Source organism: Arthrobacter sp. Alg241-R88, assembly GCF_900537115.1.
GTDB lineage: Bacteria > Actinomycetota > Actinomycetes > Actinomycetales > Micrococcaceae > Arthrobacter.
Genome location: NZ_UNRG01000001.1, coordinates 781,535 through 793,639, shown reverse-complemented (window position 1 = coordinate 793,639; position 12,105 = coordinate 781,535). Strand labels below are relative to the sequence as shown.

Below are 12,105 nucleotides of genomic sequence, written 5' to 3'. Positions count from 1 at the left end.
CGCTGCCGGCCACCTGCGTTCTCAATTCCTGCCGAATGACGATGCTAAAAAGGCCACCGGGCAGTGAGCGTCGGTCCCCGCACGGACTCGTCCCCTGTCGCAGCCGAGGGCGCCGCCTCCCGCCGCCGACCCACTGATCAGGATCCCGGTGGGTCCAGCACGCCACCTAGAAGCGTGCGTTGAAATTAACACCTGCACCGTAGGGTGCCTGGCCTCGCACAGGGCTAGCCAAAACGGCTTTCCGGAGCGCACGTGGTGCGTACGAGGGGGCAGTGGTAAGCGCGGAACCGCTGGTCCTTGGGCAAGCTATCGTTCGCCAGGAAGTCCCAGCCCATGAAGGTATTCTTCCAAAGCTTTCTTCGCATCCCGCGGTGAGAAGCCCTGCGAAGCCAGTTTGCTGAGGTCAAGTGTGCTGTTAAGAGGTCTCGGAGCAGCCGATTTATCTTTGAAATACTCGGCTGTGCTGACTCCCGTTACGGCTTGCCCGCCGACGCCGACCAGCTCATAGACCTCAGCGGCGATGTCAGCCCAAGTCTGCGGCACACCGTCGTTAGTCAAGTTGTAGGTTCCGTAAGCAGCGCCGGTTTCGAGGAGGTGGCGAATTCCCGAAGCTATGTCTTCAGTGAAACTCAATCGGCCGGTTTGATCATTGACAACGGATGGTTTGACGCCGCGCAAGGCCAGGTTCGCCATGGTCCGTACGAAGTTGTTACCGTCGCCGATTACCCAACTGGTCCGCACGATGTAATGCCGTGGCACCACGCTGACAATAGCGTCTCCGGCGGCCTTCGTCTGTCCGTATACACCTAACGGAGTGAAGGGCTCGCTTTCGTCGTGAACATTGCGGCCGCCGTCGAACACATAGTCGGAAGAAATGTGTACCAGCGTAAGGTCATGGGCAGCGGCGGTCTTCGCCAAGTATGACACCGCCGCAACATTTACGGTCCAGGCCGCCGCGCGGCCTTCTGCGGTCTCGGCGGTGTCAACTGCTGTATAGGCGGCAGCGTTGATGATCGTGGAGTAGTTCTTCCAGTTCCGGCTCGTGTAGGCGTCCTCGCTGGCGAGATCAAACTCGCGGCGGCCGGCAAATTCTACGGACTCGTCACCGTCGTAAAGCTCCTGCAATGCCTTGCCGAGCTGTCCATCGGCGCCTACCACCAGGATCTTCTTCCCGGGCATGGGGACTACGTCCGCCAAGCGTGGGTGCGCTTTGTCCTTGTCGGAAAGTTCGGCCCGCTCCAAGGCGATGGGCCACTGGATGGCCGCCGTCTCATCCGCGAGGTTCAGGAACGTGTACTGGCCCTGGGCGTCCGCAGACCAGTGGTCGTTGACCAGGTAGGTGTAGGCCGTATTGTCTTCCAGGGTCTGGAAAGCGTTGCCGACGCCGCGCGGGATGAAGATTGCCTGGCTTGCGTCCATCTCCGTGGTAAATACTGCGCCAAAGGACGGGCCTTCACGCAGGTCAACCCAAGCGCCAAAAATGCGTCCCGTGGCCACCGAGATGAACTTGTCCCACGGCTCGGCGTGGATACCGCGGGTGGTGCCGGCCTTCTCGTTGAAAGAGATGTTGTTCTGGACTGGACGGAAGTCCGGCAACCCGAGGGCCACCATTTTTTCCCGCTGCCAGTTTTCCTTGAACCACCCACGATTGTCGCCGTGGACCGGAAGGTCATACAGGACGACGCCGGGGATCGGCGTCTCGTGTGCGGTCAGCTTTTTCGAGAACTCGATCGACATCGTCTACTGGCCCTGTTCCTTGTACTTGGCTTCGGTCTGAGCTTTCTGCGGGCGCCACCAGTTTTCGTTGTCCCGGTACCAGGCGATGGTGTCCTCGATGCCTTCGTCGAAGTTGGAGAACTGGGGTTCCCAGCCGAGCTCGTCGCGGAGCTTGGTGGAGTCGATGGCGTAGCGCAGGTCGTGACCCGGGCGGTCCACCACATGGTCGTACGCATCCGGGGCCTGGCCCATGTGCTTCAGGATCAGCTCAACAACATCCTTGTTGTTCTTCTCCCCGTCGGCTCCGATCAGGTACGTCTCGCCGATCCTGCCCTTGGCAATGATGGCCAGCACGGCCGAGGAGTGGTCGTTGGCGTGGATCCAGTCCCGGACGTTCTCGCCCTTGCCGTAGAGCTTGGGCCGGATCCCGTCGATCACGTTGGTGATCTGGCGCGGGATGAACTTCTCCACGTGCTGGTAGGGCCCGTAGTTGTTGGAGCAGTTGCTGATGGTCGCCTGCAGTCCAAAGGAGCGGACCCAGGCCCGGACCAGCAGGTCAGAGCCGGCCTTCGTGGAGGAATACGGGCTTGAGGGGTTGTAAGGGGTCTGCTCGGTGAACCGCTCCGGGGCATCCAGTTCGAGGTCGCCGTAGACCTCGTCGGTGGAAATGTGGTGGAAACGCTTGCCGTGCTTCCGCGCAGCCTCGATCAGCGTGTAGGTACCAATGATGTTGGTGTCCAGGAAGGGGCGCGGATCATGCAGTGAGTTGTCATTGTGTGACTCCGCCGCGTAATGAACAACAACGTCCGTCTCCGCCACCAGGCGGTCCACCAGCTCCGCATCAGCGATATCGCCGTGGACGAACTCAAAACGGCCTTCCGGCAGTCCCCGCAGCGACTCCAGGTTCCCTGCGTATGTCAGCTTGTCCAGCACGGTGACCTGGTCATCCGTATTTTCCAGAACGTAGTGGACAAAGTTTGAGCCTATGAACCCGGCACCGCCGGTTACGAGGAGTCGCGACATATTCATAGGTTACCGGCTTGCTGTTGGTCCCTTGTCATCCATCCGGGCATCCAGGCCCTATCGGCCTTGGCTCAATAACTGGGCGCCGGCGGGTATCCGTAGTACTGCTCAAGGGTGGCGATGCCACGGCGGTGCATATCCATGGCGATGTCCTTGCCGACGTACCTTAGGTGCCATGGTTCGTAGGCATACCCTGTCCAGTAGCTGATTCCTGCGGGGTACCGGATGATGAAGCCGAACTCATGGGCACGATTTGCCGCGAATTTCCCGGCGGCCGTTTGGGCAAAACAGTCCTGGAGCCCGCAGGCTCCACCAGGGTTCCCGATATCGACGGCCAGCCCGCTTTGGTGCTCGGAAAAACCGGGGCGAGCCGAGATCGTGTCAGCGCGTTCCTGCCCGTACATAGCCACGTAGCTGTTGTAGAGCGTCGCCTGGGTGGCGTAGCTCCGGAAACCGCTGATAACGGTCATCGGCACGCCTGAGGCATTTGCAGCATCGGCAAACTGCCAGAAGCCCAGGGCTGCCTGATAACGCAAGGGGTGCCCGCCGACATTGACCATGTCGGAAGGCGCATAGTCAATGGGCGAGAGTGGATTGCGCTTATTGATGACCCGCTGGTACTCCCCCGGCTGGTAGTACGTGACGGTAACGCCTGTGGATGGGTGCCAGGTCAAGGTGCCGCCCTGGAAATTCTGGGTGCAGCCCGCAGCACCGCAGACCTCCTCGGTCAAGGGGTAGCCCAAACGCCCGTTCTCCCATCCGAGGGTTCCCCAGACGTAATCAATGGAACCTCCGGTGGCATAGGCGCCGATGCCCGGCGCCCAATGGACCTGTCCTCCCTGGAAGGCCTGATAGCAGCCACCTGCCCTAAGACCGCATCCTTCGGCAGCCACCGGATAGCCCAGCGGACCGGATTCGAAGCCTCCGGCCGCCCATCTGTTTCTGATGGCTCCCCAAAGCGTCTGCTGTGCACCGCTGGCAGGCGACCAATAAATTTGCCCGCCCTGAAAACTCTGATAGCAGCCCGACCCGACAAGCCCGCAGACTTCATCCGTAACCGCGTACCCAAGCCGGCCTTGCTCCCACCCCTGCTGCTGCCAGAGCGCGCCGACCGCACCCCAGGTGGCACGGGCTCCAGTCGCGGGCGTCCAGTGGATTTGGCCGCGTTGGTAGTCTTGGTAGCAGCCTCCGCCGGCGAGCCCGCACTTTTCTCCGCCGATGACGGCGCCAAGATTGCCAGCCGGTCCACCCAGCGCCTGATATTTGTCCTGGATCGGTGACGCTGCCCAAACCGGAGTGCCGACCAGGAGTCCGGCCAGTAGGCACAGGACGGTTAGGACCGTTGATAGAGCAGGAACCCGAATGTACTTCATGTTCACCTGACTACTTGGTGGAAGTGAAAATTTCCAGATGAACCCAACGCCGGGCAAGGGATATCACTGGCTCGTGCAGGTGATTCTATAGGCCCGAAGCAGTACCTGACCGTGGACGCTTGCAACCTCTTCGCAAGAACGGGGGCTAAGGCCGGAGCAGGAGCCTTACCGTAAGATCGAAAGGCGCCTGGGGAAGCCAGGTATCGCGCCGCCACCGAAAGCCCTTAATGAATTTGCCTTGGAAAAAGCCCGCCTCTGCGCAGCCAGAGGAGGAGTCCGACGCTGCAAGCGACCGGACAATCAGCTCCAGAAGTGCGTCAGGCGTCGGCGCTGCCTCCATCGCCTCCGCGGCTGCAGGTTTCATCATCCTCGTGATTGCCGGAAACCACCTTCGCTCCGAAGAATATGCACAGTTCAGCGTGTTTTGGGGCGCTCTGTTTGGCATCTTCGGCGTGCTGTCCGGCATCCAGAGCGAGACCACCCGCGCTGTTCGGTCGGCGGAAACCCTGGGCGGAGCCCCCGGCGCCGCACAACAGCACCCCTCGGTATTGGCGAACGGCGTTCTGGTGGGAGCAATCCTGGCCGTCCTTGTCCTGGCATCCTCATGGCTGTGGGCGCCGTCCGTCCTCGGCACTAACACCCCCTGGCTTTTGCCCACCCTGGCTGCCGCCGCAATCGCCTATTCCGGCCATTCCGCCCTGGCAGGCGCCTCAGCAGGAACCCAGGATTGGAATCTGTACTCCAAATTAATGAGCGCTGAGGCAACGTTCCGCCTGGCGACCGTAGGCGCCGTGGCGCTGCTCGGCGTCGGACTCCTGGGTCTCGAACTCGCCTGCGCACTGGCTGCGATCCTTTGGCTGGTTTTCCTCCTAATTTCACCAGCTGCACGCCGCGCCGCAATTGCCCGCGCCGATGTGCCCCGCACGGCGTACATGAAGCAGACCGGCCACGCCATGCTCTCCTCAAGCGCCACCGCTGCCCTCATCGTAGGCTTCCCTGTGATTCTGAGTTTCACCAGCAGCGCGCAGGAACTGGCCGCGGCCGGCGGGCTCCTCCTCGCCATCCAACTCACGAGGGCACCCATCATGGTTCCGCTCCAGGCGTTTCAGGGTGTGGCCATCGCCGCGTTCGTGAACCAGCGCGATCGCGGCGTCCACGCGCTGATCAAACCCGCGGCCCTCTTCCTCGCGGTGGGTGTCGCAGGCGGGATCGCAGCTGCTCTGCTGGGTCCCTGGCTCATGGAACTGCTGTTCCCCGGCAAATACGATGTACCGGCCTGGCTCTTGGCCGCGCTGACATTCGACGCCGCGCTCATGGCTGTCCTGACGCTTACCGGGACAGCAGCCCTGGCGGTGGGCATGCACCGCGGCTATTCCGCAGGCTGGGTCAGTGGCACGGTGGTCAGCGTGCTCTGCCTCCTGTTGCCGCTGCCGCTGCCCATCCGGACAGCTGTGGCCCTTGCGGCAGGACCCGTCGCAGGCGCGGCTATCCACGTTGCTTCGATCGTGCGTCTCGGCAGATCAGCCGCTGCTGCGACCACCTGATCTGACGCCACTCTCCCCCGCCGACCCCACCAACGAAGGAAGACCTGTGACGAACAATTCCGACAGTCCGCGGACCACGGTGATTCTGCCCGCATACAACGCCGCCGGCTTCCTGGAACGGGCGGTGCGCAGTGTCATGGCCCAGACGGACCCAGACTTCGAACTGGTCATAGTGGACGACCACTCCACAGACGGAACGCTGGATCTGGCTAGGAGGCTCGAGGAGGAGTTCGGAAATCTGACAGTTATCGCTTTGCCCTCCAATGCGGGAGTGTCGGCCGCGCGGAACGCTGGCCTGGATGCGGCCCGGGGATCCTGGATCAGCTTCATTGACAGCGATGACCAGTACCTGCCCGCATTCCTCGAAACCATGCACGCAGCCACCGCACCCGATGTGGACCTTGTGGTCGGCGGCCGGATCGTGGTCCAGCCCGACGGCACGGAAATGCGCAATGGCTCGCGCGCGCTCGGCGAATTCGACGGCGCAGAAGCCTGCCGGTTGGCCATGTGCGACCAGCTCACTCCGTTCCCGTGGGACAAGCTGTATCGGCGGGAACTGTTCAGCAAGGTCCGGTTCGCCGAAGGTGCCGCGCGGTTCGAGGACATGGCTGTCAACGTCATTCTGCACTCGCTGTCCCGCAGGGTTCGATCCATCGATACGCCGGTTTACCGGTACTACATCATGGATGCTTCCCTTACCTGGGGCAGGGTTCCCACGGTAGCGGACACCACGGTGGCCATGAACCACCTGAACGAACACCTGGACCAGCGGTTCAAGGAGGGCAAGTACGGCGCCGCCTATGACTGCATGCGCTCGCTGGTAATCCTGCTGGTGGCCCAAAGCGCAATCGCCCGGGGCACCGGCTCACCCGCCGCTGCCGCCACGGTGTCCGAGTGCCGCAAAGACCTTGGCTGGCGGATGCTTTACCGGACCCTCGCTGTACACAAAGTCATCGGCGCCGGCGCCGTGTTGCTCAAGCTGACGCCTTCCCTGTACGCCTATCTCTACCTCCGTCACATCCGCGCCGCATATGGCGTGGGAAAGCCCCAAACGGCCTCGTCGGAGATGCCCGCAGCCGCGCCACCCGCCACCCCCGCCAGCGGTTCTGGTATAGATTAGTAGCTATGTCAATCCCCCCCTACACCCGCGCCCTCGTCATTATGCCGGCGTGGAACGAAGCGGAGTCCGTTGGCAATACAGTCCGCGAAGTGCTGGCGTTGCGTGAGACATATGACGTTCTGGTTGTGAATGACGGTTCCCAGGACAGCACGGCTGCCGTAGCCCGAGAGGCAGGAGCCGTAGTCCTTGACCTCCCCTTCAACCTTGGCGTAGGCGGGGCCATGCGTGCCGGCTTCAAGTACGCAAAGCGGAACGGATACGACGCCGTCATCCAGGTGGACGCGGACGGCCAGCATGATCCCAAGGAAATTTCCCGGGTGCTGGCTGCCTTGGCGGAGGCGGACATTGCCATCGGCGCCCGCTTCGCGGACCGCGGCACCTACAAGGTCACGGGACCACGGCGTTGGGCCATGGTCCTGCTCGCCAAGGTCATCTCCGGCCTGGCCCATACCCGCCTGACGGACGTCACCTCTGGCTTCAAGGCAGCCAACCGGCGTGGCATCGATCAGTTTATCGACCACTACCCCGCTGAGTACCTGGGCGACACCATCGATTCGCTGGTTGTGGCCATCAGGTCCGGCTGCGTGATCACCCAGGTTCCCGTGGAGATGCGGGCACGCCAAGGCGGAACGCCCAGCCACAACCCGCTGAAATCTGCCATCTACCTAGGCCGGTCGGTGTTTGCCCTGCTCTTCGCCCTGACACGGCGACGCTCGCAGATCCAAACAACTTCCCCACAACTCGAAAGTGCATGATCTTGCCCGTTCTGGCTGCTTTCATACTTGCCCTCGTCATCGTCGTCCTCGTTGTCGAGATGCTCCGCCGGAAGAAGCTCCGCGAGAAGTATGCGGCGCTCTGGCTGGTGGTCGGCCTGGCCACACTGGTCCTTGCGGCGTTCCCGCAGCTTTTGGCTCAGACAGCGCGGCTACTCGGCGTCCAGGTCCCTTCCAACCTCCTGTTCTCTATGACCATATTGTTGGCGCTGGGCGTCTGCCTGCACCTCTCGTGGGAAATCTCTGTGGTGGAAGATGAGACCCGTACCCTGGCCGAGGAAGCAGCAATCCTGCGAACCCACATCGAACGGCTGGAAGCCAGGCTGGACGCCGAATTGGCTGAGCCTTCCCGGACCCCACCAGCAAACGAGCCCGCTCCCCTTGACCGCGGCTAAAGCCGCACTGCCCCAAACGCATTGGATCCCTTATGCCACTTGATATTTTCATTCCCTACTGGGGCGACCCGGACTACATGAAGCAGACGGTCCGCAGCGTCCTCGAACAGGACTCTGACGACTGGCTCCTAACCGTGGTTGACGACGCTTACCCTGACCACGAGATTCAGCGGTACATGGCCGGGATCGACGACCCCCGCGTCAAATACATCCGCAAGGAACACAACGCCGGAATTACTGAGAACTACAAGACCTGCGTCGCCCTCGCTACCGAGGAGGTCATGGTCATCCTGGGCTGCGACGATGTCCTGTTGCCCAACTACGTGAGGGTTATCAACGCCGCCCATGAGCGGTTCCCCGAGGCCGCCATCATCCAACCCGGCGTCCGTGTCATCGACGGGGACGGCACCGTCGTGCGAACCCTGGTGGACATAACCAAGCAGCACCTTGTCCGGCCCCGGACCCAGGGGCCGCGTCTCCTTTCCGGCGAGTCTCTTGCCGTCAACCTGATGCACGGCGACTGGCTCTACTGGCCTTCACTCGCCTTCCGCACTGACAAGATTCGTGCCGTCGAATTCCGCTCCGGCTTCCCCATCATTCAGGACCTCGCTCTAGTGATGGACATGGTCTACCGGGGAGACCAGCTGCTTCTCGAGCCCACAGTGTGTTTTTCGTACCGCCGGCACTCGGAAAGTGCCTCTTCCACCAAGTTGGTTGACGGATCACGCTTTGCCGGTGAACGCGAGTACTTTGCGGTATCGGCAGAACAGGCCAGGCTCAACGGCTGGACCAAGGCCTCACGCGCGGCAAATCTGCGCCTGACGTCCCGCGCCCACGCACTCGCCCTCTTGCCGAAGGCCGTGGGCAGGAGGAACTTCCTGGCCGCGAAGGTCCTCCTTAGCCACACATTCGGTAACTAGATGTCAGCTTCAGAAAGGCCCATCATGACAACAACGAACCCCGAAGCCGAGTCCCAGGGAACGGTCCTGGTGACCGGCGGCGCCGGCTTCATCGGGTGCGCAATCTCAAGCGACCTCGTGGCCAACTTCAACCGCGTAGTGGTGGTGGACAACCTGCACCCGCAGATCCATGCCTCCGGTGAACGGCCCGGCGGGCTTCACGAAGGTGCCGAATTGGTGGTTGCTGACATCACCGAGGCACAGACCTGGGATCAGGTCCTCGCAGACGTCGCTCCCGACGTCGTCATCCACCTCGCCGCAGAAACCGGGACGGGGCAGTCCCTGGAGGAATCCACTCGGCATGCGCACGTCAACGTGGTGGGTACCTCCCAGATGCTTGACGGACTGAACCGCCACGGCAAGCTCCCCCGGCGAATTGTCCTGTCCTCCAGCCGCGCGGTCTATGGCGAAGGCCCCTGGGACGATGCTGAGGGCCGCAGGTTTTACCCAGGACAGCGCACCAGCGCCACTCTGGACAAGGCCCAGTGGGACTTCCCCAACGCCACGCCCGCAGCCATGAAGGCCTCCGAGACCTTCCCCGCTCCGGTCAGCGTCTACGGCGCGACAAAGCTTGCCCAGGAAAACATCCTTCAGGCTTGGGCAAAGTCCTACGGCGTTGAGACGGTTATCCTGCGCCTGCAGAACGTCTACGGACCAGGTCAGTCCCTCATCAATCCCTATACCGGGATTATGAGTTTGTTCTGCCGCATGGCCATGGGCGGCAAATCCATTCCGCTGTACGAGGACGGCGAGGTCCGCCGTGACTTCGTCCTTATCGACGACGTAGCCTCGGCTATTGTGGCTGGCGCACTTTCCCCCACCGTTCAGGGAGAGCCTATGGACATTGGCTCCGGGGAATTCCAAACCATCGGTACCGCCGCCAGGATCATCGCGGCCCGCTATGGCGCACCCGATCCGCACGTCACCGGCCAGTACCGTCAGGGCGATGTGCGGCATGCCTGGGCCGACGTCGAAGCTGCGAAGGCAACGCTTGGCTGGAAGCCCCAGTACAACCTGGAACAGGGCATTGAACGGCTCAGCACATGGATCGACGCGCAGCCGGACGTTCAGCCTTATTAACCCGTTGCCGGCAGAACAGCAGGCGACGGCGGTACCGGAAGGTGCCGCCGTCGTTCGCGTTTAAGGCCTTGCCCGAAACCCGGGCTGACGAAGGTCTACGCTTTGCCTACCCGTCCAGGGTCGCCAGGATGTGGTTGAGCGCTGCCTGATTTTCGGGATCTACGATGATCAGGGCTGACGGGTCCGCCTTCATGATCTTGTTAACCACAAGACGCAGGTTGTCCACGCCCCCGCTGAGTTCGAACATGTTTAGCGAAAGCTCCCAGCCTCTTTCGGTGTAGGTCGCGGTGAGGCCGTCATACCACTGCTTGGCCAGGATGGCATCAATGTCGGCGGGCCTTGTGGTGACGTATACTGCTGGCTGGCCCTGGCGGCCCATGGTGGCCGCCATCAGCATATCCACGGGGCGCGGCACTTCTTCGAGTACCTTCAACTCCTTGGCTATGGCCACAGCCGAGGGGGACGAAGGCGGCAGGCCTTCCTTTGACAGTGGGAAAATAAAGCCGAAGGCCTGCGTTGCTGCAACAGTCGCCAGCGCCGAAGCCGCCAGGAGTCCTGTTCCACTGAACCGCCTGGAGTCCAGTGGGGAGGCAGCAGCCGCTCCGTTTCCCCCAGCTCCATCCACGGCTGCCCGGGGACGGGTACGGACGGTCTCCAGAAAGGCGGCCAGCATCAGTGCGAGCGTCACGAGCCCAGCGAGGAACAGGGCAATCCCCAGCTTGTGGGAGTAGTAGGTCAGCGTCCCGCCCTTGATCAGCTGGGCGACTGCCATGCAGATCGCCAGTACCACCGCTGCCGCAAGGCCTGTAAAGGACCAACGCAGTCGTTGCAAGGTGGCGCTTGAGCGCTGGGCAGACCTTGAGAATACAAGAACCGCCAAGGCTGCGGTGCCAGTGATGATTACGGCCAACTGGCCCAAGTCCGGTATAGGCACGCCGCCCACACCGTACAGGACGGCATCCGTGGAAACCCCTGCCAGCTGGCCGAGCGCCAGCCCAATGCCGGTAACGCCCACCAGCGCAATCCCAACCGCGAAAACGTAACCCCCGCGGGTGGCACGCCACCGCCTCAAGTCCCACGGCAGCAGCACCATTACTGCCGCACTCAGCACCAGCACCTCAAGGAGTACCCAGTTGTGGGCCACGCCCACCACACACGCCACGAGGGACAGCAGTACTGGCGAGCGCAGTGGCCGGCCTGTGTCGGCTGCGAGTACGATCGCCACAGCTGCGAGCCCTACTGCCAGGAAAAAATTCGGGAAGCCGTGGAGCGAGGCCGAGGATCCGGGACCGAAGATCCAGCCTGCTGCCACCACCATCAAAGCAGGAAAGCCAATGAGCGGCTGGCGGCGGAACGCAGGGACCGACGCGAGCGCGGCAAGAACCATCGCTGCCACCAACACGGAGACAAGTGCACTCCCGTTGGCGTAATTCACCAATTCCTCTGCAGGTGTCCCCGCTGGCTTGGCAAACTTAAGTTCCGCAAAGATGGCTACCACACCGTGAAAACCCTGCGGGTAATCCTTGAAGGACCAGTCACTGCCATCAGGAGAGGCGCCCAAAAGGGGTACAACCCGACCATAGAGCCGCTGCATGTGGAAGATGTCGAAGTGGGAAGCGTTGTCCCAATTCAAGGTGAGCAGGCTCAGCGCCTTCTCGTAGGCACGTACCGAGAGCAGGTTGAAGTGGACCCAGACGGACAGCGCTGCGGCGGTGACAGGCAAGCAATCGAGCCATGAAAACCGGGGCACCAGATGGCGTACTCCCGCCTTGACGCCGCCATGGACCACAACGAAGGCCACAGCGCCCACCGCTCCGGCCAGCACAAGCGTTCCCCGCCCCAACGGGCCCAATCCTGAAGGAACCCACCAAAGCAGAGGAACCAGCCCCAGCAGCAGGCTGAGCGATAGGGCAATGCGCGCAGAAAATGTCCGGGCTGTAGGGAGTGCCAACAGGCAGGCCAGCAACAGGCCGATGGTCCAGCCACCGGTCAGGAAATCTGTAAGGCGCAGGGCAATCACGACTGCGGCCGCAGCGACAAATGCGACGGTTCCCCTCAGCAGGGCGCCTGGTTTGGCTCCCCGCGGAGCCTGGAGGAACCAGCCGCTCCGGCCAGGCACGGC

At 62.3% G+C, this 12,105-nt stretch carries 10 protein-coding genes; 6 read left to right on the top strand and 4 right to left on the bottom strand.

The window, feature by feature from the left end; genetic code table 11:
• Window positions 1-306: 306 nt before the first annotated feature.
• From G6R19_RS03625 to G6R19_RS03615, 3 genes are all read right to left on the bottom strand, one after another.
• The gene (locus G6R19_RS03625; protein ID WP_163162369.1) at window positions 307-1,737 is read right to left on the bottom strand and encodes a bifunctional dTDP-4-dehydrorhamnose 3,5-epimerase family protein/NAD(P)-dependent oxidoreductase; all 1,431 of its coding nucleotides are present in this window, start codon (window positions 1,735-1,737) and stop codon (window positions 307-309) included.
• 3 nt (window positions 1,738-1,740) lie between these two features.
• Entirely contained in the window at window positions 1,741-2,739 is a 999-nt protein-coding gene (gene rfbB, locus G6R19_RS03620; RefSeq protein ID WP_163162367.1) for a dTDP-glucose 4,6-dehydratase, read from the bottom strand.
• A gap of 71 nt (window positions 2,740-2,810) precedes the next feature.
• A complete protein-coding gene (locus G6R19_RS03615) occupies window positions 2,811-4,112 on the bottom strand; it encodes a D-alanyl-D-alanine carboxypeptidase family protein (RefSeq protein WP_240341760.1) in 1,302 nt (433 codons plus the stop codon).
• Between the two features lie 227 nt (window positions 4,113-4,339).
• Between G6R19_RS03615 and G6R19_RS03610 the strand changes: the two genes are divergently transcribed.
• From G6R19_RS03610 to G6R19_RS03585, 6 genes are read left to right on the top strand one after another with little or no spacing between them, the layout of a single operon-like run.
• The gene (locus tag G6R19_RS03610) at window positions 4,340-5,656 is read left to right on the top strand and encodes a hypothetical protein (protein WP_163162363.1); all 1,317 of its coding nucleotides are present in this window, start codon (window positions 4,340-4,342) and stop codon (window positions 5,654-5,656) included.
• Between the two features lie 46 nt (window positions 5,657-5,702).
• Window positions 5,703-6,776, top strand: coding sequence for a glycosyltransferase family 2 protein (locus G6R19_RS03605; RefSeq protein ID WP_163162361.1), 1,074 nt, complete (start codon window positions 5,703-5,705; stop codon window positions 6,774-6,776).
• A 5-nt stretch (window positions 6,777-6,781) separates the two neighbouring features.
• The gene (locus G6R19_RS03600; RefSeq protein WP_240341744.1) at window positions 6,782-7,531 is read left to right on the top strand and encodes a glycosyltransferase family 2 protein; all 750 of its coding nucleotides are present in this window, start codon (window positions 6,782-6,784) and stop codon (window positions 7,529-7,531) included.
• Window positions 7,528-7,944 carry a DUF2304 domain-containing protein gene (locus tag G6R19_RS03595; RefSeq protein ID WP_205484205.1) on the top strand — a complete coding sequence of 139 codons (417 nt, stop codon included), beginning with the start codon at window positions 7,528-7,530 and terminating at the stop codon, window positions 7,942-7,944. Before G6R19_RS03600 ends, G6R19_RS03595 begins: the two co-directional genes overlap by 4 nt.
• Before the next feature lie 32 nt (window positions 7,945-7,976).
• Window positions 7,977-8,864, top strand: a complete 888-nt coding sequence (locus tag G6R19_RS03590; protein ID WP_163162359.1) for a glycosyltransferase — start codon at window positions 7,977-7,979, stop codon at window positions 8,862-8,864.
• Window positions 8,865-8,888: 24 nt separating this feature from the next.
• Window positions 8,889-9,983 (top strand): NAD-dependent epimerase/dehydratase family protein, encoded by a 1,095-nt coding sequence (locus G6R19_RS03585; RefSeq protein ID WP_163162351.1) that lies wholly within the window; start codon window positions 8,889-8,891, stop codon window positions 9,981-9,983.
• Between the two features lie 106 nt (window positions 9,984-10,089).
• Here G6R19_RS03585 and G6R19_RS03580 read toward each other — a convergent pair whose 3' ends face one another.
• Window positions 10,090-12,102, bottom strand: coding sequence for a hypothetical protein (locus G6R19_RS03580; RefSeq protein WP_163162349.1), 2,013 nt, complete (start codon window positions 12,100-12,102; stop codon window positions 10,090-10,092).
• Between the last annotated feature and the right edge of the window lie 3 nt (window positions 12,103-12,105).